The sequence below is a fragment of the Kitasatospora brasiliensis genome, from assembly GCF_032654805.1.
GTDB classification, from domain to species: domain Bacteria; phylum Actinomycetota; class Actinomycetes; order Streptomycetales; family Streptomycetaceae; genus Kitasatospora; species Kitasatospora brasiliensis.
Genome location: NZ_JAUOOW010000003.1, coordinates 286,956 through 311,343 on the forward strand (window position 1 = coordinate 286,956; position 24,388 = coordinate 311,343).

The window sequence follows — 24,388 nt, forward strand, 5'->3', positions numbered from 1 at the left end:
CTTCGGCGTGTGCGGGCTTACGCGGGCTTGCGCGGTTGGCTCCCGTCGCGCACGTAGAGCGTCCCCTCGCTCCACACCCGGTCGACCTCGCCCCAGCCGATCGCCGAGGCCACGTCCGGGAAGAAGCCGTGCCCGTTGAGGTTGGCGCTGGTGTTGCACAGCACCGGGATGCCGCTGAGCCGGTGGTACTCGGTGAGGATCTCGGCCAGCACGGCGTCGTCCTGCGGCCCCACCGTCTGGAGCCGGGCGGTGCCGTCCAGGTGGACGATCGCCGGGACCTTCTCCAGCCAGTCCGGGCGCACGACGTGGTCGAAGAGCATGTGCGGGTCCGGCGTGCCCGGGTCGAACACCTTCGGGGCCTCCTCCACCAGGCAGATCGGGGCGACCGGCCGGTACGACTCGCGCCGCTTGACCCGGTTGAGCTCCTCCTTCATCGCCGGGTCGGTCGGCGCGGCGAGGATGCTGCGCCCGCCCAGGGCCCGCGGCCCCAGCTCGGCCCGGCCGTCGAGCACCACGACGGGCGCGCCGCTCTCGTGCAGCACCCGGGCGAGCTCCCGGGTGTCGCACGGGGTGGCCGACCAGCCCTGCGGGACCTCGGGGGTGGGCAGCAGCGCCGGGCCGAGCCGGGGGTGCCAGTCGAGCGCGGTGAGGCCGTCGTGCTGGATCAGCCCGAGGGCGGCGGCGCCGATGGCGGAGCCGGAGTCGTTCGGGAACGGCGGGACCCACATCTCGCGCACCTCGGGGGCGTCCCGCAGCGCGCTGTTCCACTTGATGTTCAGCGCGCAGCCGCCGGCGAACGCGAGGTTCCAGGAGCCCTCGCCCCGGAACGCCCGGATCTTCTCGGCGACCCGGCTGACCAGCAGGTCCTCCAGGAACTGGTGGATGCTCGCCAGGACGTCCTCGTCGCTCGCGCCGAGCTCGTCGCTGCGGGTGCGCACGGCGCCGTAGAACTCCAGCACCGGCGGCACCGAGGGCTCGAAGAGGCTGCCGAAGCCGCCGACCGCGCGGCGGTACTCCACGGCCGAGGGGAGGTCGCTCTCGAAGACCCGGTGGAACTCCTCGGCGAGGATCTCCACCACGTCGGCCCGCACCCGGCCGAGGGCGATGTACGCCATCAGCTTGCCGGCCACGGTGAGGTCGTCGACGGTCGGGGACTGGGTCTCGCGGCGGAACGGGCCGAAGTGGTGGCCGGCGATCGCGTAGGAGTGGCCGATCAGCGGGAAGAGCTCGCCGAGGTTGGTGACGCCCTCGGCCGGGTCGACCCAGTAGAGCCGGGGGAACAGGCCGCCGTCCCAGATCAGCACGAAGGAGGGCTCCTGGCGGGCCGCGAACGCGCTGGAGCAATAGGTGCTCGCGACGTGGCCCGCCGCGTGGGCGAAGCTCGTGTACGGGTAGCGGTTGCCGCCCATGGTGAACTCGCCCGAGAATCCCGGGCGAATGAGGTCCGGGCAGGCCTCGGATTCCCGGTACGGACCGACCTCGATCTCGGTCGGCGCGCCGTGGTCCTTCAGCGCCAGCCGCCACGTCGAGTCGCCGTCCCAGCCGTCGACGACCCATTCGTCGACGTCCTGCGGCTTGTAGCCGAAGTCGGCCAGGATCTCGCCCACCAGGCTGAGGTCGGAAATGTCGCTGTAGCGGCGCCCGTTGGCCCGCTTCTCGATCTCGACGCTGAATACCAGGCGGTTTCCGTCGAGCAATGCGACGGCGCCGTCATGGGTCAGTTTGAGGCCGCAGATGAGCACGTGGTCAACTCCTTGCGTGGATGGCGGGAGAATGCCGGGAGGTCAGGGGGGAGTAAAGGCCGCGGCAGTAGAGCAGGGAGCCGCGGCCCGGCGGAACGAGCGCGGCCAGGGGGGCGGGGGTGTGCCGCGGGTCCATCTCCTGGAACCCCTGCCGGAGGAACCAGTGGCCGCTGGTGCGGGAGGCGGCGACCAGCCGCCGCCGGCCGAGCCGGTGGCCGCGCAGGGTGGCGGCGGCGATGAGCCGGCGGCCGATTCCGCCGCCCTGGGCGGGCGCCGCCACACAGAGGTTGTAGACGACCAGGGCGTCGTCGACCTCGGTCAGGCCGGCGCAGCCGACCACCTCGCCGGCCCGCAGGGCGACCAGGAACTCGCCGATCCGGTCGGCGAAGTCGTGCTCGGCGCGCGGCAGCAGGCAGCCGTCCGCGGCGAAGGCCGCCGAGAGCCGGTACAGCGCGCCGGCGTCGGCCGCCTCGGCGTCCCGGACGACGACGGCGGCGGCCGTGCCCACCGGGCCGGTGAGGTCAGGAGTCGTGGTCATGGCGGGCGGCCCCGGCCGAGCGGGCGAACCCGAGGCCGAAGGGCTGCTCGGTGGGCATCAGCTCGATCATGTTGATGTTGACCCGGGCCGGCTGGGCCAGGCACCAGGCGACGGCCTCGGCGATGTCGTCGGCGGTGAGCGGCGTCAGGCCGTCGTACAGGGCGTCGGCGCGTTCGCTGTCGCCGTCGTAGCGGACCAGCGCGAACTCGGTGCGGGCCATGCCGGGGGCGATGCCGCTCACCCGTACGCCGGTGCCCTGGAGGTCGACCCGCATATTGAGGGTGAGTTGATGGACGAAGGCCTTGGTCGCGCCGTAGACGTTGCCGCCCAGGTAGGGGTAGGTGGCGGCGATGGAGCCGATGTTCACCACATGGCCGGCGCCGCGCGCGACGAGCCGCGGCAGGACCAGCTGGGTGAGGTTGAGCAGCCCGGTGACATTGGTGTCGATCATGTCCCGCCAGAGGGCGGGCTCCCCGGTCTGGATCGGGCTGAGGCCCCTGGAGAGGCCGGCGTTGTTGACCAGGACGGAGAGGTCGCGGTACTCCTCCGGCAGTCCGTCGAGCGCTTCGCGCAGGGCCTCGGGGTCGCGGACGTCCGCGACCAGGGGGTGGATCGGCAGGTCCGGCCTCGATCGGGCCAGTTCCAGCAGCCGTTCGCCGCGACGGGCGAGGGCGACGACCCGGTAGCCCCGCTCGGCCAGCACCTCGGCCGTTCGCGCTCCGAAGCCCGACGAAGCGCCGGAGACCAGTGCCACTGCGCAGCCATCACGAGTCATTTCCCGAATTCCCCTCAGTCTCCACGGAGTTCGATGCTCGCCGGGATCTCCGCTGATGTCGTCGGGAAGCGCACGAATCGACTGCCCGGATGAAGGGCGAACCGGCTGGGACGGGGACGCGGTGGTCCCGGTGCGGCGGAAATCGGGCCGGCTGCATCGGCCGGCGTGTCCAGGGCGCTTCCCGCTCCCAGAAATTTCCGCGTCAGTGAATCACGATCTTGCTCCGGTTCTCCATGTGATCCACGTCGCAATGCAGGGGTCTTGACTGCCTGTCAGCGGGCGGGCTGGGATCGGACCCGAAACACCCGGTACCAGGGCGGTCACGCAAAATAGTCGAGGCCCTCCCGGCTTGTCATGTGATAGACATGTCCCCGTCGTGAAGCGGGGGGGAGGTTTCACGCCTCTGGCGGGAGGTGTGCGAACCGCGGATATCCGATGACGGAATCCCCTCGCCGTACCGGTCCATTCCCTGTCCGAGCGCCCGGCCAGTGCTGCGCACTGCCGTGAACCGTGCTTGCTCTCGACTCCTGAGGAACCTGCCGTGCCGGCCAATCAGAAGCTTTATCTCCGCCCGTCCGTGGTGGCCCAGCCGCTGCTGCACCGTTGGTACGCATGGCCCTATCTGCTGGCGCCGCACACCGGTGCGCTGAACCTGCGCAGCCGGCTGCTGCCCATCGTGCAGGGCTACCTGAAGGCCCCGCACCTGCACGAGACCGCGCTCGCCGACCCGCACCGCTACGGCGGCCCGTTCCTGGACCCGCAGGGGGCCGGGCTCGACGCCGTCGAGACCGCACTGGCCGGGATGCGGGAGGGCGGCCGGGCCAAGCTCCAACTCGCCGACGACATCGACGAGTTGCGCGCCATGCTGCGGGAGCGGGCGGTCGGCGGCACGATGGAGCCGCTGTACGCCCAGGTGCCCGAGTCGCTGCGCGGCCGGGTGGAGCTGGTGTACGACACCGCGCACCGCCCGTCGTTCCGCTTCTTCGAACCGCTGATGTACCGCTCGCCGGCGTTCGAGCGCGAGGGCCAGGTCGTGTCGCTCAGCGCGGCGCCCGCCCCGCAGCCCTTCGTCTACAGCAGCCCGGTGCTGCCGGCCCCGCACCGCCTCGACCTGGCCGTGCCCTTCGACTCCCCGCTGTGGGACGAGCTCTTCGCGGCCCGACTCGACCCGGTGGACGTGCCCGCCCTCGCCCGGGCCCTCGGGGTCGCGGACGAGGACGGCGACGCCTTCGCGGCGCTCTTCCGGGAGGAGCCCCCGGCGCCGTACCGGGAGGTCGCCCCCGACGCCGTACGGGTGCGGTACTTCAACCACGCCACCGTCCTGGTCGAGACCGAGGACACCGCCGTCCTGCTGGACCCGCTGATCGGCTACACCGAGGACGGGCACCGGCACTTCACCATCGAGGACCTGCCGCCGCACATCGACGCGGTCGTCATCAGCCACTTCCACTCCGACCACTTCTCCCTGGAGACCCTGCTCCAGCTGCGCTCCCGGGTGGGCGTCATCCTGGTGCCGCGCGCCTCCGGCGGCTCGCTGCCCGACCCGAGCCTGAAGACCATGCTGGAGGCCGTCGGCTTCGAGCGGGTGCGGGAACTGGGCGAGCTGGAGACCCACCGGATCGCCGACCGGGTCGAGGTGGTGGCCCTGCCGTTCATCGGCGAGCACGCCGACCTGGACATCCGCACCAAGATCGTCCCGCTGGTCCGTGCGCTGGGCCGCTCCTTCATGTTCGCCACCGACATCACCCCGGTGGAGCCCGCCCTGTACGACGCCCTGACGGACGTCATCGGCCGGCTGGACGCCCTCTTCGTCGGCCTCGAATGCGTGGGCGCGCCGCTCAGCTGGCTCTACGGGCCGCTGCTGGACCTGCCGTTGGCCCGCGAGCACAGCAAGGCCCGCCGACTCAAGGGCAGCGACGCCCCGATGGCCGACCGGCTGGCCCGGCAGCTCGGCGCCGAGCACGTCTACGCGTACGCGATGGGCCTGGAGCCGTGGCTCAAGCACCTCACCGGCTCCGAGTACGAGGCGGACGCCGAACCCGTCCGGCAGGCCGCGCTGCTCACCGAACTCTGCGCCGAGCGCGGCGTGGGCGCCGAACTGCTCTACGGCCAGGCCGAACGCACCTGGCCCGCCGTCTGAACCGCACCGCCGTCTGAACCGCACCGCCGTCTGAACCGCACCGCCGTCCGACCACCGCGGCCACCCGGCCGCGGCGGTCCGGCCCCCGCACCTCCGGCCCTCGCACCGACAAGGCCAGCCGACCGATGACCCACCCCGCCCCCACCCGGCCGGACAGCCCCTGGCTGCTGCGCCCGACACCCCGGCCGGCCGCCCGGCTCACCCTCTACTGCCTGCCCCACGCGGGCGGCGGAGCCTCGGCCTACCGGGCGTGGCCGACCGGCCTGCCCGAGTGGATCGAGGTGGTCGCGGTCCAACTGCCCGGCCGGGAGAACCGGATCCGGGAGCGGCCCGCGATCGACCTCGCCGCCCTCGCGCAGGCCGTCTCGGCGGACCACGGCGGCGCCCCCTACGCCCTGTTCGGGCACAGCAACGGCGCGCTGCTCGCCTTCGAACTGGCGCACCTGCTGGGGGAGTCGGGGCCGGGGCCGGTGTACCTGGGGGTGTCCGGGGCGCCGCACCCCGCCCTGCTGGGCGCCCGCCGCGAGGTGTCCCGACTCGGCGACCGGGAGCTGGTCGACTGGATGGTCGACCAGGGCGGCGTCCCCGAGCAGGTGTCGGCCCAGCCGGAGCTGCTGGAACTGGTCCTGCCCGCGCTGCGCGCCGACCTCGGCTGGTTGGAGGCGTACCGGCACCGCCCGCGCACCGCGCTCGGCTGCCCGCTCTCCGCCTTCGCGGGCGAGACGGACGAACGGGTGCCGGGCGACGGACTCACCGCGTGGTCCACGGAGACGGCGGCCGCCTTCACGGCCCGCCGCTACCCCGGCGGCCACTTCTACCTGACGGACGGGCTCCCCGTCCTGCTCCGCGACATGGTCGAGGATCTCTCCGGCCTCCGGTACTGAAAGGTCTCCAGTTGGGCAAGGAACACTCGGCCGCCGCCGAGGCACACGAACTCGGCTTCTGGCACGAGGTCCTGTCCGGTCTTCCGGTCGTGGACCTGCCGCTCGACCGGCCCCGGCCGGCCGAGCGGAGCGAGGCGACCGAGGTCGTCCGGGCGGCCCTGGACGCGGAGACCACCGAACGGCTCCTGGCGCTGTGCGCGGAGCTCGGCACGCCGCCGTTCCCGGCGCTCACCGCCGTCGTCCGGGTCCTGCTCGCGCACCTCTGCCGGCACGACGACCTCCCGATCGGCGCGCTCGTCGACGAGGCGGCGGGCGCCGTGGCGCTGCGCACCGCGCTGGCGCGCGACCTGGGCTTCGCCGAACTGGTGCGCGCGGAGGCCGGCACCCTGGCCGCCGCCGTCGCCCACGCCGACGAACTCCCCGGTTTCCTGGCCGAGTCGGGCCTGAGCCGGGGCGCCGGGCGGGGTCCGGTCTTCGACGTCCTGGTCCGTTCGGAGCGCCCCGCCGGAGCCCGGCTCGACCGCGAGCTGGAGTTCGCCTTCGGTGAGCCGCGCCCCGGCGCGGGCCTGGAGGTGTCGGCGACGTACCGCACCGATGTGCTCTCCGCTCCCGCAGTCCGCCGGATGCTCGATCAACTCCTCCACCTGGCCCAGCGGTTGGCGGCCGAGCCGAAGGCCCCGATCGGCTCGCTGCCCGCCCTGTCGCCGGCCCTGCGCGAGGAGCTGCTCGCCCTCGGCTCCGGCGGCGAGGCCGACTTCCCCGCCGCCCGCAACCTGCTCGACCTGGTCCGGGAACAGGTGGCCGGGCGGCCCGACGCCCCCGCCGTGAGCTGCGGCGAGCGGACCCTCGGCTACGCCGAACTCGACCGCCGGGCCGACGTGCTGGCCGCCCGGATCGCCGCCGCCGGAGCGACCGGACCGGACCGGGTGGTGGCCTTCGCCTGCGCCCGCTCCGAGCTGATGGTCGTCACGCTGGTCGCCATCCTGAAGACCGGCTCGGCCTTCCTCCCGATGGACCCGGAGCAGCCCGCGCACCGGCTGGCCGGGCTGGTCCGCGACAGCGGGGCCGTGGCCGTGGTCGCCGATGCGATCCTGGCGCCGGCCCTCGCCGAGGGCGGCGCCCCGGTGGTCACCCTCGAAGAGGCCGTCGACGGGGCCGACGGGCGGACCGTCGACGAGGGCGAGCCCGGCCCGGTGGAGTACCCGGCGGCCGGCCCCGCCGACCTCGCCTACGTGGTCTATACCTCCGGTTCCACCGGCACCCCCAAGGGCGTCATGGTGGAGCACCGCGGCATCCTCAACACCGTCGGCTTCCGCATCGGCTACTACGGTCTGGGCCCGGAGTCGCGCGTCCTCCAGGTCGACCCGATCCACGCCGACGCCGGGATCTCCGACGTCTTCACCGCGCTCGCCGCCGGCACCCCGCTCGTGGTCATCACCCGCGAGCAGCTGCTCGACCCCGACGAGGTGGCCGCCGTCGTCCGGCGCGAGAAGATCACCCACGCCCAGATGGTGCCCAGCCTCTACCAGCTGCTGCTGGACTACGCCGGATCGGCGCTCGGCTCCGTCCGGCAGGTGGTCCTCGGCGGTGAGCGGATCACCGACGCGCTCGCCGCCCGGCACGCCGAACTGCTGCCGCGGTCCGCGCTCTTCAACGAGTACGGGCCCAGCGAGGACAGCGTGCTCTCCACCCTGCACGAACTCGCCCCGGGCGAGGCCGAGGTGCCGATCGGGCGCCCGCTGCCCGACCGGTGGACCGACCTGCTCGACGAGGACGGCGAGCTGGTCCCATACGGCGCCCCCGGCGAACTCTGCGTCGGCGGTGTCGGGCTCGCCCGCGGCTACCTCGGCGCCGGGGAACTGACCGCCCGCCGCTTCGTGGGCCACCCGGGCCGCGACGGCGAACGGATGTACCGCACCGGCGACCTGGCCCGCTGGCTGCCCGACGGCACCCTGCTCTACCTCGGCCGGATCGACGACCAGGTCAAGATCCGCGGCAACCGGGTCGAGCCCGGCGAGGTCGCCGCCGTCCTGGAGCTCGCCCCCGAGGTCCGCACCGCCGCCGTCGTCGCGGTGCCCCGGGCCGACGGGGAACTCCGGCTGGTGGCCTACGTGGTGGGCGGCGCCGACCACGCCGCGCTGCGTTCCCACCTGGCCGGGCGGCTGCCCGCCTTCATGGTGCCCGAGGCCTTCGTCACGGTCGACGCGCTGCCGCTCGCCCCCAGCGGCAAGCTCGACCGCCGGGCGCTGCCGCCCGTCCCCGAGCCGGCGCCGGACGCCCCGGTCCAGGCCTCGGCCACCGCGCTGACGGACACCGAGCAGCGGGTCGCCACGGTCTTCTCGGAGCTGCTGGACCGGCCCGTCACCGACCCCGGGGCCGGTCTGTTCGAACTCGGCGGACACAGCCTGGTCGCGGCCCGCATCGCCCAGGAGCTCGGCATCCCGGTCAGCGCCGTCTTCCACCACCAGAGCGTCCGCGCGCTGGCCCGGGTGATCGAGGAGGGCAGTGCCACGGCGCTCCCGGCCCGGACGGCCGGGGAGCCCCGCCCCGCCGCCGGCCGGCCCGGCGAGGAGGCCGGCCCGCTCTCCCGCGCCCAGCACCGGGTCTGGCTGACCTCGCGGCTGACCAGCGCGGACGCGTTCATCATCGCCGACCTGGTCCGCACCGGCCGGAGCATCGACGCCGACGCCCTGCGCTGTGCCCTGGAGGCGGTCGTCGCCCGGCAGGAGATGCTGAGGGCGCACGCCCGCGCCGAGGGGCGCTCGGCCCGTCTGGTGGTGCTCGACGCACTGCCGCAGGGCGCGCCGCTGCGGGTGGTGCCACTGCCCGGCGCGGCGCCGGACGGCCCGGAGGTGGCCGCCGCGCTGCGCGAGGCCCGGCAGGTCTCCTTCGACCTGGAACAGCCGCCGCTGTTCGAACTCCGGCTGCTCCAGGGCACCGTGGGCGGCGACCTGCTGACCGTCACGGCCCACCACCTGGTCTACGACGGCGCCAGCGTCGAAGTGCTGCTCGGCGACCTCTTCACCGCCTACGAGCAGCTGCTGGCCGGCGAGCCGGCGGCGCTCCCGGCGCTGGAGTACGGCTTCCGCGACTGGATCGAGGAGGAGCGCGCCTGGCTGGAGGGCGACGAGGCCCGGGAGCAGGAGGACTTCTGGCGCAAGCGCCTCGCGGGGGTCGTCCAGTCGCCCGACCTGGTCGACCCGGCGCGCCGCGGCACCCGCCGCGGGCGGGCCGGCCTCGCCCGGCGCAGCGTCCCGGCCGGCGTCCTGGACGGCGCGGCCGGCACCCCGTTCGCCGTCGTGGCCACCGCCTTCGCCACCCTGGTGCACCGGACCACGGGCAGCCGGGACGTGGTGCTGGGCTTCCCGGCGAGCCTGCGCCGGCACGCCGACGCCGACCCGCTGGTCGGCTACCTCGCCAACGCCGTGCCGCTGCGGCTGGAGTTCGGCGCCCAGGACGACCTGGCGGGCCTGCTCGACCACGTCCAGGACCGCGCCTTCGAGGCCTACGAGTACTCCCGGCTCCCGTTCGACGTCCTCGCCGAGCGGGTCGCGCTGCCCGCGGGACCGGGCCGCAGCCTGCTGCTGGACCTCGGCGTCAGCTGGGAGAACGCGTCCCTGCGCCCGGAGGCCCACCTGGTCGAGGACGTGCTGCCGGAGCAGCTGCCCGCGAGCAGCGACCTGTGGCTGTACGCCAGCCGCCGGGGGGAGGAGCTGCGGCTCGACCTCACCTACGACGACCGCCTGGTGACGGCCGAGGAGGCCGAGGACTTCGCCGACCGGCTGGTCGGGCTCGTCGCCGAGGTGACGACGAGCCCGGGGAACGCCGTCACCACGGCCGCGCGGCAGGACTCCTGGGGGGCGACCCGCTACGACTTCTGAGCGCCTCAGTGCAGGATGTCGAGGGCGTTGTCGGCGTCGTTGACGAAGTAGACCGCGTCGCGGGCCTGGTTCAGGGCGAGGCCGAACAGGGCCCCGGCCCCGGGCGGGGTGCCCTCGTTGTTGATCGGCTTGGTCGCCACCTGCCGGCCGCGTTCGGTGGTCTCGACGATGTTGCCGTCGCCGCCGTTCACGGTCAGGATGTCGCCGCCGGGCGTGATCGCCATCCCCAGCGGGCCGTTGAGGCCGCCGCCCGCGGTGACGACCCGGCCGGTGCCCGCGCTGTCGTCACGGGTCAGCGCGCGCGGGATGGCGGTGATCCGGCTCAGCACCGTGTCGGCGACGAAGAGGGTGCCGTCGTGGCCGAGGCCGACGCCGGTCGGGCCGACCACCAGCGCGGCCGGGTCGGTCCGCTGGGCGAAGCCGGAGCCGATCACGGTGGTGGCCACCCGGGCGGGCGGCTGGTCGCCGTCGGTGCACAGGGTGATCCGCAGGACGGTGCCCTGGTCGACCTCGGCGCCGCCGCCGGCGACCGTCCCGTTGAGGACGTTGGTGACGAACAGGTCGCTGCGCGGGCCGTCGCTGACGGCGGTCATGTCCCACGGGCCGTTGATGCCGTCGCCCGCGATCGTCTCGCGGACCGTCCCGTGCTTGTCGAGCACCAGCAGACAGCCGGCCCGGGCGGTGGCGGAGGTGCCGTCCGCGGTGGGGAGGCTGCCGACCACGACCCAGCCGCCGGGCAGCACGGTCAGCGCCGTGGTGAGGCCGACCCCGCCGGGGCAGGGCCCGGGCAGGTTGTTCGGGTCGATCGTGGCGAAGGTGGTCCGGGTGCCGCCCGGGGTGATCTGGACCAGGGTGGTGCCGAGGCCCTGGAGGTTGGCCGCGTTGTTGAAGTTGCTGATCAGGACGTTGACCCGGTGCAGGTCACCGGTGCTCTCCTGGATGGTGAAGGTGCCGTACGGGTTCACGTCGCCGTTCCCGGGGACGGTGGACGCGACGGTGGACACGGTGTTCAGCCGGTTCAGGAACGGCGGCTGGTCCGTGGCCCCGGCCGGGGACGCGACGGCGGTCGCGGCGAGGGTCAGCGCGGCGGTCACCAGCGCGCTGGAACATGCCCGAAGCTTCATCTGTACTGCCTCCCGGAGGGCGGGCCGGACCGGTCGTCCTGGCCCGCGGAGTGCCCCCCGGAGTGCCACGCTAGGCATGCCGAACGGCCGATGCCCGGGGGCATCGGCCGAATGCAGGGCACGGTGGGCGGCGCCGGGCGCCACCCACCGTCCGGTCAGCGGTTCCCGGCGGCGCCCGAGACCCGGGCGATCCACTCCTCCACCTCGTGGGAGGTGCGCGGCATCGCGGCGGAGAGGTTCTCGTAGCCGTCCTCGGTGACCAGCACGTCGTCCTCGATGCGCACGCCGATGCCGCGGAACTCCTCCGGGGCCAGCAGGTCGTCCGCCTTGAAGTACAGGCCCGGCTCGACGGTGAGGACCATGCCCGGCTTCAGCTCGCCGTCCATGTACTCCTCGCGCAGCATCAGCTGGCAGTCGTGGACGTCCATGCCCAGGTGGTGGGAGGTGCCGTGGACCATCCAGCGGCGGTGCCAGCCGCCGTTCTCCTGGTCCAGGGTCTGCTCCAGGGTGACGCCCTCGGGCAGCAGGCCCCACTCGAACAGGTGCCGGGCGATGACCTTGTTGGCGGCGGCGTGGATGTCGCTGAACCTGTTGCCGGGCTTCACCGCCTCCATGCCGGCCTGCTGGGCCTCGTGGACGGCGTCGTAGATCCGGCGCTGGACGTCGGTGAAGCGGCCGTTCACCGGCAGGGTGCGGGTGATGTCGGCGGTGAACAGGGAGTCGATCTCGATCCCGGCGTCGACCAGGATCAGGTCGCCCTCGCGGACCTCACCGGTGTTCTTCGTCCAGTGGATGGTGTTGGCGTGGTCGCCGGACGCGCAGATCGACTCGTAGCCGATGCCGTTGCCCTCGTGCCGCGCGTACAGGCCGAAGACGCCCTCGACCCAGCGCTCGCCGCGGCCCTTGCGGACGGCCTCCGGGAGGGTGGCGATGATCGCCTCGAAGCCCTGGTGGGTGGCGGCGACGGCCTTGCGCATCTCGCCCACCTCCCACGCGTCCTTGAGCAGGCGCATCGAGGACAGCTCGCGGGCGAGCTCCTCGTCGGCCTCCTCCTGCTCCTCGGCGGACAGCGGGCTGCCCGCTTGGGTGCGGGTGGTGTCGACGAGCTCGGCGAGCTTCCCGTCGGCCGAGCGGACCACGCGCAGCCGGGCGGCGGCCTCGTCCTTCGCCAGGTCGGCGGCGAGCTCGTCGATGTGGCGGGCGGTGAGGCCGAGTTCCGATTCGAGGTCGGCGATGGTGGGGCGGTAGCCCACCCAGAACTCCCCGTACCGGGAGTCGGTGTAGAACTCCTCGGTGTCCCGCGGGGCCGGCGGGCGGAAGTACAGCACGGCGTGGTGGCCGCCCTCGGGGGCGGGCTCCAGCACCAGGGCGCTGTCGGGCTCCGCGTGCGAGCCGAGCCCGGACAGGTGGGCGAAGGCGGTGTGCGGGCGGAAGGTGAAGTCGGTGTCGTTGCTGCGCACCTTCAGGCCGCCGGCCGGGACGACGATCCGCTCGCCGGGGAACCGCTCGGACAGCGCCGCCCGGCGGCGGGCCGCGTGGTCGGCCACCTCGGCCCGGGGCGTGGGGGAGCGGTCGTCGGCCGCCCATCCGGAGGCCATGAACTCGCGGAAGGCGGTGCTCACGGGAGTGTCACGGTGGCCGGCCTTGGGCTGATTCTCGCTGGTCATTTCAAAATCCTGTCATATCGAACGATCGTGCGTGGATGCCGGCGATCGTTCAAGATCCTTGCGTGGTGGTGCCGTCGGCGGCGGTCTCCCGGGCGGCCGCCTCGCGGCAGCGCACCATGAACGACCGCTCGAAGACGATGACGGTCTCGCCCGTCGACTTCGTGCCCGTCGTCTCCACCGTGATGATGCCCTGCCCCGGCCGGGACTTGGACAGCCGCTTGTCCAGGATGCGGCTCGTCGCGTACAGGGTGTCGCCGACGAAGACGGGCTCCTTCAGCCGGACCTTGTCCCAGCCCAGATTGGCCACCGCCCGCGCCGACAGCGCCTGCACCGTCATCCCGCCGATCAGGCAGAGCGTGATGCCGCTGTTCACCAGGACCTTGCCGTACTCCGCGCCGGCCCCGTAGTGCCGGTCGAAGTGCAGCGGGTGCTGGTTCATCGTCAGCAGGGTCAGCCAGGTGTTGTCGGCCTCGGAGAGGGTGCGGCCCGGCCAGTGCCGGATCACCATGCCGGGCTCGAAGTCCTCGAAGTCCCCGCCGTGTTCCTCGACGTACTCGTTGTCGTCGACCTTGCGAAGAGTCATCAGATCGCCACCATCACGTTGTCGGAGCTGCTGATCCCGCCGCGGACGCTGACGATCCCGGCGGTGCCGTCGCCGTAGAAGCGGCAGAACAGCCCGGCCGGGCGGCCGCCGAACACCAGCGGGCCGAGCACCGGCGCGACATCGGCCTCGTACGGCTCGTCGCGGTCGTCGGCGATCAGCGAGACCCGGCAGCGCTGCGGCTCCACGAACTCCTGCACCACGCTGGTGCCGTCCAGGGCCCCGCCGACCGCGGACTCCCAGGCGGCCTGGTCGACGTCACGGCCGATGACCACCTGCTGCCCGCACTCGCCCAGGCCCGCCTTGAGCACCAGCAGTTCGCGATTGCCCAGCACGAACGGCAGCAGGTCCACCTGCTGCCCCTGGCGCTCGGTCCGGCGCTCGGTGAGGACGCGCGTCCACGGCAGGTACCGCTCGACGAGCCGGCGCTCGCCCTCGGTCATCCACGGCCGACCCTCCGACAACAGGCCCATGGTGAGCTTGCTGTGCATGAAGGTCGAGGTCTGGGTGCCCACCAGCACGCAGCCGTTGTCCAGGGCGTCCTGGACCGGCGTGGTGTCGAGACCGACCTCCAGCCAGTCCGGGATGGTGAAGTTGCGCAGCCCGATGGGGTAGCGCAGGTTCGGCGCGCAGTCCCACGCCTGGTGCAGCTCCTCCGGCTCGAAGAAGCGCGCGGTCAGGCCGTGGCTGTTGTAGTACTCGGCCTCCATCTCGAAGTAGCGCGGCTGCACGCCGATCACCTTCGAGCTGCCGACGATGGCCACCCGCGGCGCCAGCGCCAGCTCCGAGCCGAGCGAGCGGAACATCTCGGCGCGCACGGCCAGCGGGTTCGGCGAGCGGTACGGGGTCCGGCCCTCGTCGTCGGCGTGCAGCCGGTTCCACACCGCCAGCCGGCTCTGGGTCTCCACCACGCCGCCGAGCGCGCCGCTGACGTTGAACTCCACGAACTGCGGCCCGTTCGGCCCGATCACCAGGTCGGGACGGACCACGCTGTCGGCGTACCGCTCCTCGACGAAGGGGTCGGCCATCCACAGCCGGTCCTCCTCGGCGGGCATGCCGTAGGCCGCCAGCCGGTCGGCGGTGGTGCGCCCGGTCTCCAGGGCGGTGCGGCGCAGCAGCTCGATCAGGGTGACGCTCACCCGGAAGATCTCGGCGTAGGCCGCGCGCGGGATCGCCATCGGCGCCGCGGGCAGCACCCGCTGGTGCGGCCAGCCGGTGTCCCGCAGCTCGTGGCGCAGCATCTGCCTGATGGTGTCCGCCGACGCGGCCGGCTTCAGCCGGTGCGTCCCGAACCACGGGTGGCCGGCACCCGTGCCGTCATGCGCGTCCATCCGACGCTCCCTCCCCTGTGGCCGCCCGGTGCTGCTCGAACAGCGCCACCGCGGCGGCGGTGTCCTCGATGGCCATGCCGACCGTGCGCAGCACCGAGGTGCGGCCGAGGGCGGAGACCTCGCCGCTCACCAGCCGGCCCAGTTCGTACAGGTCGTCGGTCTTGACCAGGCCGCCCGTCAGGGCGGCCCGGATCTCGCCCGCGCCGTCCAGCGCCGCGGTCCGGTCCTCGACGACCGTCACGGCCTCGGCCAGCAGGGCCGGGTCGAGCTCGATCGCGTCGGGGTGGGTGCCGCCGATCGCGTTCACGTGCGCTCCGGTGGCCACCCAACCGGCCTCCACCACGGGGGTGGCGTCATCGGTGGAGGTGGCCGTGCAGATGATCGGCGCGTCGGCGACGGCCTCCCGCGCGGTGTCGAAGACCGTCGCGCGGACGGCCCCGGTGCCGCGGACCCACTCCGCGAGCCGCTCGGCGCCGGCCCGGGTGCGCGAGTGGATCCGCACCGAGCGGATCGGGCGCACCGCGGACACCGCCCGGATCAGGGCGCGCGCCTGCACGCCCGCGCCGATCACCGTCAGCTCGTCGGCGTCCTCGGCGGTGCACCAGCGGGTCGCCAGGGCGGCGACCGCGCCGGTGCGCACGGCGGTGAGCTCGGCACCCTCCAGCAGGGCGGTGATCCGGCCGGTCGCCAGGTCGGTGAGCGCCACGATCCCGTGGATCAGCGGCAGCCCGTTCGCCGGGTTGTCCGGGGTCAGCGTGGTGACCTTGACGCTGCCCACCCCGCGCCGCTGCCAGACGGCGGGGCTGACCAGCAGGACGCGCTGCTCGCCGTGCTCGATGACGGTGCGGGCCGGGGAAGCGGTCCGGCCGGCGGCGAGGTCGACGAACATCTCGCCGAGGGTGTCGATCACCCTGGTCATGGCCTGGGGGCCGGCCATGTCGGCGGCCTGGACCATCACGGGTGCGGTCATGCCTCGCCGCCCTTTCCGGCGTCGACGGCGGCGCGGCCGTCGCTGCCGTCGCTGCCGTCGCTGTCGTCCTTGCCGAATCGATTCGTCCAGGCGTCCCCGCGGGCCACGGTGTCGCGCGCCCGCCGGGCGAACGGCGGGCCGACCATGCTGCCGTCCACGACGGCGATCCCGCCGCCCGCCTCGGCCACGGCCCGGGTCACCCGCCGGGCCTGGGCCACGTCCTCCGGCCGGGGCCGCAGGATCCGGTTGATCACGTCGAGCTCGCGCGGGTGCACCGTCGCCTTGCCGTGGAAGCCCAGAGCCCTGACCCGGGTGGTCTCCTCGGTGAGCACGGCCGGTTCGGCGAGCCGGTAGTTGGCCGTGTCGACGCACGCGGTGCCGAACCGGGCGCAGGCCATCGCCATCGCCTGGCGGGCCGCCAGCATGGCCTCCCAGCTGATGTCGACGCCGAGCGTGGCGGCCAGGTCGGCGGAGCCGAACACCAGGCCGTCGGCGGCGCGCGCGATGGAGTCGATCCGGTCGATGGACTCGACCGTCTCCACCGTCACGTAGACCTCCGGACGCGCGCCCGCCGAGGCCAGCATCCGGCGCAGCAGGTCGATCTCCTCCGCCGAGGTCACCATCGTCATCAGGACGATGCCGGGCCTCACCGGGGAGTCGGCCAGCATCGCGATGTCACGCACCGCGGCGAGGCTGCCCAGCTCGTTGATCCGCACGGCGACGTTCTCCGGCCGCGGCGACTTCTCCAGCGCCGCCCGGCAGATCTCGCGGGCGGCGGGCTTGTCGGCCGGCGGGACGGAGTCCTCCAGGTCGACCAGGTGCACGTCCGCGTCGTACGACCAGGCGTTCACCACCCGCTCCAGCGAGAGCGCCGGGGTGTACAGGATGCTGCGCGGTACCGCCCGGACCTCGGCCGTCACTCGGCCACCGGCCCGGCCGCGGGACGCGCCCCGGCCTGGATCAGGGCGGCGGCGAGCCGGCGGATCTGCTCCTCGCTCTGGCCGGCCCGCAGCATCACGCGCAGACCGGCGGTGCCGCGGGCGACGATCGGGAAGAACACCGGCGAGGTGTAGAAGCCGGCCTCGAAGACCTGCTTGGCGGCCGGGACGACGGTGTCGTCGCTCATCGGCACGACCCGGATCGGGAAGGTGGCCTCGGCCTGCTCGGTGGTGACCAGCGAGTCGAACAGCGAGATGTTGGCCCGCAGCTTCGCCTGGAGCTGGTTCAGCTCCTCGGTGCGGTGGATCTCGGCCGAGGCCATCGCCGCGCCGACGGCCGCGGCGTTCATCTTCTGCGAGTAGCCCAGCGGGCCGGCGAAGCGCTCGATCATCCGCCGGGTGTCGTCGGAGTAGCCGTCCAGCAGGATCGCGGTGCCGCCGGCCCCGAAGCCCTTGGTCAGGGTGGCGACGGTGATGGTCCGCTCGTCCAGGATCGGGGCGTGCGAGCGGACGTAGCCGATGCCGCGCTCGCCGTACGCGGACAGCGAGTGGGAGTCATCGTAGAAGACCAGGAGGTTGTACTTCTCCTGGAGCACGGCCAGCTCCTTGACGGGGGCGTAGCCGCCGAGGCTGTCCGAGCCGTCGACCACGTAGCAGACCCGCTCGTAGGTGCGGCACATGTCCTCAAGGAAGTCGAGGTCGTGGTGCTTGCTGGTGACGACCTCGGTCTCGTCGGCGCAGGCCGGCTTGGCGTTGCCCATCGAGACGTGGGCGTTCTTGTCGAACACCATCAGCGGGCGGGTGCCGTTGCCGAGGTGGCCCGAGGCGATCAGCGGGAGCAGGCCGGTGCTGGCCGCGGCGGTGGACAGCGCGCTGATCACCATCGCGCCGAACAGCTCGCCGAGCGACTCCTCCAGCTCCAGCAGGACGGAGGTCTGCACCCGGGTGCGCGGGATGCAGTGGTCCAGCACGCCGAAGCGGCGCAGCGACTCGACCGCGCCGTCGATGACCTTGGGGTGGGTGTCCAGGTCCAGGTACGAGCACACCGTGAAGTTCACGAACCGGTGCCCGTCGGCCATCGTGAGGACGCCGTCCTTGAGGTCGCCGACGACACCGGCGACGCCGTTCTCGTAGGACGTGTTCCAGAAGGCGTTGCCGATTCCGATGAGCTTGTCGTTGTTGCGGTACAGGTGGGCGGGGGTGATGGACTTGAGCTCGCTCATCAGGAGTTCACCTCGGTGGGCTTGTAGCTGTAGACGCCCTTGAGCCTCCGGTAGGCGTACGTGTACAGGGCGACGCCCAGCACGTGCGGCCGACGGAGGATCTTCTTGGACTTGAGCCAGAAATTGACGTTGATGTTGATGTCGTCCAGCGACTCGGCCTGGTGCCACCAGCCGAGCGGCAGGTAGAGCATGTGGCCCGGTTCGAGGACGAAGTCACGGCGCTGGGCGAGCTTGGCCGCCAGCCGCGGGTAGCGCTTCAGGTCGACGTCGTCGAGGTCGAACACCCGGGACTTGTCGCCGTACCCCCGCAGGACGGAGCGCGGGTAGTAGTCGCGCACGCCGGGGGGCGCGATGATGAACCGCTTGCGGCCCTCCAGCGCGATGTTGAAGTTCTCGAACTCGTCGAAGTGGTTCTTGGTGAACACGCCCTGGTGGCTGATCCACAGGTTCGCCGCGTACAGGGCGTTGCCGTAGCCGAAGAGCTTCTCGGCGTCGAAGCCGATCACCGCGTTCACGTCGGACGGGCTGCTGCGGATGTTGGACACCACCCGGTGCCAGGTGCCCGTGTTGGTGAGGTGCCGCTCGTCCGCGAAGAAGTCGCGGAGCAGGATGTCGCGGGTCTCCCAGCGGCCGGGGTGGTTCTTGTCGCCCGGCTCGCTGAACAGGGTGACGGTCATCTCGGCCAGCCGCGCCGCCACTTCGTCCCGTCCGAGCCCCTGCACGCTGTCCGGGAGCTTGATCACCACGGGGCGGTCGGCCGCGTACAGCCCCTGGGGGCCGACGGCCATGAATTGCTCGAACGTCAGGCGGGTGACGTCCACCCCCGCCGTCCTGTTCGACCCGGGAACCACTGCCATGTCGCCTGTCCTCCCTCTCTGAAGACCGGTCATATACCTGCGTCGGCCCTGCGGCCGCTCAGCTCCGCCACCACGTCCACGATCACGTCCTCCTGACCGGCGATGGTCTGGCGCCGGCCGAGTTCGAAGAAGACGTCGCGGGGGTCCACACCGGCGTCCGCGGAGAGTTGGACGACCCGGTGCTTGAATCCGGAGAACACGCCCGCCAGGCCGCTGACGATGCTCATCGAGGCGGTCACCGGGGGCGCGGGCATGAGTTCGCGCTCGGCGAGGTCGGCGGCGTCCAGCAGCGCGTACAGGTCGATGCCGGTGGCGTAGCCGCTGCGCTCCAGCACCGGGACCAGCACCTCCAGCTGGGTGTTGCCCGCCCCGGCGCCGAAGCCGCGGGCGCAGCCGTCGATGATCAGCGCTCCGGCGTCGGCCGCGGCCACCGAGTTGGCCACCGCCATCCCGAGGTTGTTGTGCCCGTGGAAGATCACCGGGGCCTCGCCGACCGCCTCGACGATCGCGCCGATCCGCGCGGTGACGTCGGCGGGCAGGAAGTGGCCCGCGGAGTCCATGATCCCGACGGCCTGGGCGCCGTACCCGACGGCGCGGGCGGCCTGTTCGGCCAGCTCCTCGGGGGTGGCCATGTGGCTCATCATCAGCACGCAGTGGGCCTCGGCGCCGGCGTCCCGCAGGAAGCCCAGGTGGCGCTCGGCCAGCGTCACCTCGGTGGCGTGCACCCCGATCCGGACGACGTCCGCGCCGTGGTCGATCGCCCGCTCCAGGTCGCCGGAGGTGCCCCAGCCGGGCAGCATGAAGACGCCCATCCGGCTGTGGCGCAGCGCCTCGCGGACGGTCGACAGCATCTCGTCGTCGCTCACCGCGGCCTGGCCGACCTGGAGCGAGGAGGCGCCCAGGCCGTTGCCGTGGCCGACCTCCACCACCGGGATCCGGGCGGCGTCCGCCGCCTCGGCGTACCGGCGCAGCGCGTCCGCCCCGAGCCGGTGGCGGACGGCGTGCTGGCCGTCGCGCAGCGTCGGATCGTGGATCACCAGCTGCTTCTTGAGTTCGGTCGTCATGCGCTCACTCCCGTCCGGGCCGTGCGCTCCGGCCGGGCCGCGTACTGCTCGGCGACCATGACGGCGGCGGAGTTGATGATGTCGAGGTTCCCGGCGTACGGCGGCAGCACGTCGCTGTGGGCCATGACCTGGAGGGTGACCGTCACCAGGTCGTCGACCGCGGTGCAGGCGACCACCGCGTAGCCGGGGGCGAAGGAGCGGACCTCCTCGGCCACCTTGTCGACCACCGCGCGCACCGCCACCGGGTCGGCGTCGGCGATCCGGGCGTGGACGGCGGTGCGGAAGGTCGCCGGCGGCACCGCCGGGCTGATGTTGAGGATCGCCTTGACGTCGGCGACACCGGAGAAGGTCGACACCGCGTGGCCGGTGGTCGCCACGTACTCGTCCAGGTTCATCCTGGTCGCGCGGCCCGCGGACTCGCTGGCCACGGTCGAGACGACCTCGAAGTACGTCACCGGGAAGTGCGCGGCGAGCGCGTGCACGACCGGGACGGAGGCCTGGCCGCCGCAGCTGATCAGGTTGACGTTGCGTCCGGTGGCCGGGGACACCCCGGTCACGGTGGGCGCCACCATCCGCCCGACCTTGCTGGGCGTCAGATCGATCACCAGTGTCCCGAGCGGCTCCAGCAGGGCCCAGTGCTCCCGGTGGGCGGCGGCGCTGGTGGCGTCGAAGACGACGTCGAACGGGCGCGGGGCGGCCAGGACGGCCTCGATGCCGCCGGCGGTGGTGGCGTAGCCGAGGCTCTCGGCGTACCGCAGGCCCGCCGACTCCGGATTGCGCCCGGCCACCAGCCGGCAGTCCAACGTCGGCGACCGGTCGATCTTGCTCACCAGGTCCTGGCCGATCGCCCCGGTCCCGATGACGGCGACCGTCAGCGGTTCGCAGGTTCCCATGAACGTTGTCCTCATCCTTCGATGTGCGCGGCTGCGCCGTGGCAGCCATGGCTTCAGGAACTCAGGAGACTTGCCGCGATGTCCTCGGTCCGACCGTGTCTGAGGAAGTCGACGCGTGGTCATGTGTTTCGAGGACGCGGAAATGCAAGACCGCTCGACCGCCCGCTCGTCGCGTCGAATCACAATCGCGCACAAGAACGGGCCGAGGGTCTTGACACAGTACGTGAACGTCCGGTCGCCGGCATGCTCTCCCATGCATGCCCGTTGGCTGCCACCGATTCAGTGCCCAGCGGCGGCGAACATATCAGAAGAAGACAGGTCACGGGCCTTTTCGGCGGCAGGGAATTCGATCTTCTTCTGATGCGTCAGACCGCTTCGGCAAACCGACTTGATCTTTCTCTCGACGCCGCAGCGGACGCCGACTATTGTCGGGTTCCGCGTGCTCCTGACCGTGCGGGCCTCCGGCTGTCGACAACGGGCTGATGGGGCGTCAATGACGGAGCGGCACATCTCGGAGGGGAACCCAATGGACAGTCGGCTGTACGGCCACGGGGTGTCATGAGCGCATCGACCGTGGCAGGGGCCGACTCGCAACGGCTGCGCCTGGGCAGTGACTTCTCCCGGCTGTGGTGGTCCGCCGCCGTCTCCTCGCTCGGCGACGGGGCGACGATCGCCGCCAGCCCGCTGCTGGCCGCCCGGCTGACCGACGACCCCCGGCTGATCGGCCTGGCGTCGGTCGCCTTCACCGCGCCGTTCGTGCTGTTCGGCATCCCGGCCGGGCTGCTGGCCGACCGCGTCGACATCCGCAAGATGATGGTGCGCGTCGACATCGTCCGGGCCGCCCTGCTCGCGACACTCACCGCCGGGATCCTCGGCCACTGGGGCGGGTTGCCGCTGCTCTACGGGTGCATGTTCCTGCTCGGCACCGGCGAGGTGCTCAGCCGCAACGCCGCCCAGGTGCTCGTCCCGTTCATCACCCCCAAGGCCGGACTCTCCATCGCCAACGCCCGCATCATGGGCGCCCAGGAGGCGGGCACCGGCTTCATCGGCCCGCTGCTCGGCGCGCTGATCTTCGGGGTCGCGGTGGCCCTGCCGTTCGGCGTGGACGCGGCCACCTTCCTGTGCTCCGCCGTGCTGGTCAGCCGCATCCGCCACACCCGGCCGGTCGAGCGCAGGCCGGCCGGCGCCGGGGTGATGTCGGAGATGATGGCCGGCGCCCGCTGGCTGTTCTCGCACCAGCTGCTGCGCAGCCTCGCCCTGGTCTCCTGCTTCATCAACCTCGCCGGGAACGCGATGCTCGCCGTCCTGGTGGTGTACAGCGGCAAGGTGCTCCACCTGGGCGCGTTCGGGTACGGCGCGCTGCTCGCCTGCCAGGCGGTGGGAGCCGTCCTGGCCTCGCGGTTCGCCCCCGCCCTGACGGAACGCCTGGGCCGGGAGGGCGCGTTGGTCGCCACCGCCGTGCTGATCACGGTGAGCGAGACGGTGCTGGCCGCGGTGCCCTCGGTGTACGCGGCCGGCGCGGCCCTGATGATCTTCGCCTGCGGGACGGTGACCTGGAACGTCGTCGTGGTCGTGCTGCGGCAGACCCTGGTGCCCCAGCACCTGCTCGGGCGGGCGAACAGCGTGTACCGGCTGGTGTCCTGGGGCGGACTGCCGATCGGCGCGGCGGCCGGCGGCCTCCTCGCCGCCGAGATCGGCACCCGCGCCGTGTTCGCCGTCGCCGCGGTCGCCATGGCGGCCGTCGCGGTGGCGCTCTTCCTGGGCGCCCGCCGGCACTGGATCACCCGGGCCGAGCAGGCGCTGCCACCGGCGGAGACGAACTGAGCCCGACGGCCGCGCCGTTCGCGCGGGCGGCGAGCCCCGGAACCACCCTCTAGCAAGTCAGGACATGCGATGACGACCACGAGCCTGCCCACGCCCCCCAGGTCGCGGCTGGGCCACGCGTACGCGGAGCAGCTCGCGCGGCACCCGTCGGCGGACGGGCGGCACCCGACCGCCGCCGCCCGGGAGTCGGCCACGCTCACCCTGGCGTACCAGGACCGGTTCCTGGACGGCCCGGCCTTCCTCGGCGAGACCGAGCGCCGCACCGTCGTCGAAGACCTCCACACCGTCTACGGGCTGCTGCGCTCGCTGCCGGAGCGGGTGTACGGCGGGAGCACCACCGCGCTGGCCGCGGCGGTCGGCCTGGACCCCGTGCAGTCGGCGCTGATCACGCGCAGCGCCCGGACCGGGACCCTCCTTCCACTGGGGCGGGCCGACCTCTACCACGACGGCGCGGGGTTCAAGCTCCTGGAGTTCAACCTGACCAGCGCGCTCGGCGGCTTCGAGATCGCCGACGTCAACCGGGCGATGCTGGCGTACCCGCCGCTGGCGGAGTTCGTCGGGCGGCACGGGCTGGGCTACCAGGACACCCTGGGCCACATGGTGCGCACCCTGCGCGCCGAGTGCGCCGCGAACGTCCCCGCCGACCGGCCTCCCGTCGTCGCCGTGGTGGACACGGTGGACAACTTCGCCGTGGTGGGCCCCCGGCTGCGGGTGCTCGCCGACAAGCTCGCCGAGCACGGAGCCGAGGGGATCGCCTGCGACCTCGGCGAGTTCAGCTACCCGAACGGCCGCCCGACGGTCGCCGGCCGGACCGTCGACGTGGTCCTGCGCTACTTCCTGCCCGAGGACCTCACCGACCCCGTCTCGGTGGCCCAGTTGGAGCCGCTGCTGGCGGCGGCCGAACAGGGCGCGGTGGGCCTGTTCAGCCGGCTGGACGCCGAGCTGTACGGCAACAAGGGCACCCTGGCGATCCTCTCCGACGAGCAGCACCGCGAGCTGTTCGACGCCGCCGAACTGGCCTGCGTCGACCGGCTGTTGCCCTGGACGCGGTACGTCCGCCCACGGGTCACGGACCCGGGCGGCACCCGGGTCGACATGCTCGCCCACGCCCTGGCCCACCGGCACGAGCTGATCCTCAAGCCGACCCTGCTGCACGGCGGCCACGGGATCACGGCCGGCTGGGAGGCGGACCCGGGGGAGTGGGAGCGCAAGGTCGCCTCGGCGATGGACGGACCGTACGTGCTCCAGCGCCGGGTGCGCCCCGCCGCCGAGCCCTTCCCCGACGGCGCCGGCGGCCTGCGGGACCTCTTCCTCAACTGGGGCCTCTACCTGGGCGCCCGCGGCGCCGACGACGACGGATACGGCGGCGGTTTCGTCCGGGCCAGCGCCGATCCGGCCGTGGGCGTGGTCAGCATGGGCAGCGGCGCCAAGGTCGGCTGCGTCTTCCACGGCGGCGAGTGATCCCGCTTCGCCGGCACTGTTCCGGAAAGCCGCCGCTCGGCCATTTCCCGGTCGTCGAATGGCGAACTCTCGGGAATTCTCCCGACGTTCGTCATCGCGACCAAGCGGTGCTCGGATTCGTCGGCCCCGGCGGTCCGCCTTTTCCGCCGGAAAGCCCGTGGGCCTCGCGTTCTTCGACGTGAGGCCCACGGGTCGGTTGTCCTCTCGCGTCGCGGCCTTCGGGCTCAGCCGGGCCCGAACTCCGCTCCGCCGCGACGGCCGGGTCGAAGGGGCGGACCTCGACCACGGTGTCCACGCGGTCGCTCGCGACGATCCTCGCCCGGCCGGCCGCCAGTCGACGGCGACGGTGATCGGCTCGGGCGTGGGGTAGGTCGGCATGCGGATGTCCTCCGAGGTGTCCGGGCCCGCCGCCGGCGGCAGGCGTCGGGGTCGCCGTATCGCGCCGGGTGGCCCGGTGGTTCCGGCCGGTCGGTCC

General features: G+C 72.9%; 18 protein-coding genes. 5 read left to right on the forward strand and 13 right to left on the reverse strand.

Annotation, left to right across the window (positions count from 1 at the left end; translation table 11 throughout):
* Positions 1-17: 17 nt before the first annotated feature.
* Genes QWJ13_RS13755 through QWJ13_RS13765 form a run of 3 tightly spaced genes read right to left on the reverse strand, consistent with a single transcriptional unit; the run spans position 18 to position 3,055 of the window.
* Positions 18-1,742 (reverse strand): carbamoyltransferase N-terminal domain-containing protein, encoded by a 1,725-nt coding sequence (locus QWJ13_RS13755; RefSeq protein WP_316524281.1) that lies wholly within the window; start codon positions 1,740-1,742, stop codon positions 18-20.
* A gap of 4 nt (positions 1,743-1,746) precedes the next feature.
* Positions 1,747-2,280: a GNAT family N-acetyltransferase gene (locus tag QWJ13_RS13760; protein WP_316524283.1), complete on the reverse strand. Its 534-nt coding sequence runs from the start codon at positions 2,278-2,280 to the stop codon at positions 1,747-1,749.
* Entirely contained in the window at positions 2,264-3,055 is a 792-nt protein-coding gene (locus QWJ13_RS13765) for an SDR family NAD(P)-dependent oxidoreductase (RefSeq protein ID WP_316524285.1), read from the reverse strand. The genes QWJ13_RS13760 and QWJ13_RS13765 overlap by 17 nt, the downstream gene beginning before the upstream one ends.
* A gap of 541 nt (positions 3,056-3,596) precedes the next feature.
* Here QWJ13_RS13765 and QWJ13_RS13770 point away from each other — a divergent pair.
* The 3 genes from QWJ13_RS13770 to QWJ13_RS13780 all read left to right on the forward strand — a co-directional run bounded on the left by QWJ13_RS13770 (position 3,597) and on the right by QWJ13_RS13780 (position 9,960).
* Positions 3,597-5,195: an MBL fold metallo-hydrolase gene (locus QWJ13_RS13770; RefSeq protein WP_316524287.1), complete on the forward strand. Its 1,599-nt coding sequence runs from the start codon at positions 3,597-3,599 to the stop codon at positions 5,193-5,195.
* A gap of 125 nt (positions 5,196-5,320) precedes the next feature.
* Positions 5,321-6,079: a thioesterase II family protein gene (locus QWJ13_RS13775; RefSeq protein ID WP_316524289.1), complete on the forward strand. Its 759-nt coding sequence runs from the start codon at positions 5,321-5,323 to the stop codon at positions 6,077-6,079.
* 11 nt (positions 6,080-6,090) lie between these two features.
* The gene (locus tag QWJ13_RS13780; protein ID WP_316524291.1) at positions 6,091-9,960 is read left to right on the forward strand and encodes a non-ribosomal peptide synthetase; all 3,870 of its coding nucleotides are present in this window, start codon (positions 6,091-6,093) and stop codon (positions 9,958-9,960) included.
* 5 nt (positions 9,961-9,965) lie between these two features.
* Here QWJ13_RS13780 and QWJ13_RS13785 read toward each other — a convergent pair whose 3' ends face one another.
* From QWJ13_RS13785 to QWJ13_RS13830, 10 genes are all read right to left on the reverse strand, one after another.
* Positions 9,966-11,084, reverse strand: coding sequence for an NHL repeat-containing protein (locus tag QWJ13_RS13785; RefSeq protein WP_316524293.1), 1,119 nt, complete (start codon positions 11,082-11,084; stop codon positions 9,966-9,968).
* A 155-nt stretch (positions 11,085-11,239) separates the two neighbouring features.
* On the reverse strand, positions 11,240-12,751 hold the full coding sequence (locus tag QWJ13_RS13790; RefSeq protein WP_316524295.1) for an aminopeptidase P family protein: 1,512 nt from the start codon (positions 12,749-12,751) through the stop codon (positions 11,240-11,242).
* A gap of 49 nt (positions 12,752-12,800) precedes the next feature.
* Positions 12,801-13,334, reverse strand: coding sequence for a MaoC family dehydratase (locus tag QWJ13_RS13795; protein ID WP_316524297.1), 534 nt, complete (start codon positions 13,332-13,334; stop codon positions 12,801-12,803).
* Positions 13,334-14,683, reverse strand: coding sequence for a hypothetical protein (locus QWJ13_RS13800; RefSeq protein WP_316524299.1), 1,350 nt, complete (start codon positions 14,681-14,683; stop codon positions 13,334-13,336). The genes QWJ13_RS13795 and QWJ13_RS13800 overlap by 1 nt, the downstream gene beginning before the upstream one ends.
* Positions 14,670-15,653 (reverse strand): ornithine cyclodeaminase family protein, encoded by a 984-nt coding sequence (locus tag QWJ13_RS13805; RefSeq protein WP_316524301.1) that lies wholly within the window; start codon positions 15,651-15,653, stop codon positions 14,670-14,672. The genes QWJ13_RS13800 and QWJ13_RS13805 overlap by 14 nt, the downstream gene beginning before the upstream one ends.
* The gene (locus QWJ13_RS13810) at positions 15,650-16,573 is read right to left on the reverse strand and encodes an HpcH/HpaI aldolase/citrate lyase family protein (protein WP_316524303.1); all 924 of its coding nucleotides are present in this window, start codon (positions 16,571-16,573) and stop codon (positions 15,650-15,652) included. The genes QWJ13_RS13805 and QWJ13_RS13810 overlap by 4 nt, the downstream gene beginning before the upstream one ends.
* Positions 16,570-17,814 (reverse strand): 8-amino-7-oxononanoate synthase family protein, encoded by a 1,245-nt coding sequence (locus QWJ13_RS13815; protein WP_316524304.1) that lies wholly within the window; start codon positions 17,812-17,814, stop codon positions 16,570-16,572. The genes QWJ13_RS13810 and QWJ13_RS13815 overlap by 4 nt, the downstream gene beginning before the upstream one ends.
* On the reverse strand, positions 17,814-18,602 hold the full coding sequence (locus QWJ13_RS13820; protein ID WP_432277521.1) for a cupin-like domain-containing protein: 789 nt from the start codon (positions 18,600-18,602) through the stop codon (positions 17,814-17,816). Before QWJ13_RS13820 ends, QWJ13_RS13815 begins: the two co-directional genes overlap by 1 nt.
* A gap of 98 nt (positions 18,603-18,700) precedes the next feature.
* Complete coding sequence (gene dmpG, locus QWJ13_RS13825; RefSeq protein WP_316524307.1) at positions 18,701-19,735, reverse strand: 4-hydroxy-2-oxovalerate aldolase; 1,035 nt, start codon at positions 19,733-19,735, stop codon at positions 18,701-18,703.
* On the reverse strand, positions 19,732-20,628 hold the full coding sequence (locus tag QWJ13_RS13830; protein ID WP_316524308.1) for an acetaldehyde dehydrogenase (acetylating): 897 nt from the start codon (positions 20,626-20,628) through the stop codon (positions 19,732-19,734). The genes dmpG and QWJ13_RS13830 overlap by 4 nt, the downstream gene beginning before the upstream one ends.
* Positions 20,629-21,186: 558 nt before the next feature.
* On the opposite strand from QWJ13_RS13830, the gene QWJ13_RS13835 reads away from it, so the two are divergent.
* On the forward strand, positions 21,187-22,452 hold the full coding sequence (locus tag QWJ13_RS13835; RefSeq protein ID WP_316524310.1) for an MFS transporter: 1,266 nt from the start codon (positions 21,187-21,189) through the stop codon (positions 22,450-22,452).
* Between the two features lie 69 nt (positions 22,453-22,521).
* Positions 22,522-23,913: a hypothetical protein gene (locus QWJ13_RS13840; RefSeq protein ID WP_316524312.1), complete on the forward strand. Its 1,392-nt coding sequence runs from the start codon at positions 22,522-22,524 to the stop codon at positions 23,911-23,913.
* Positions 23,914-24,388 lie beyond the last annotated feature (475 nt).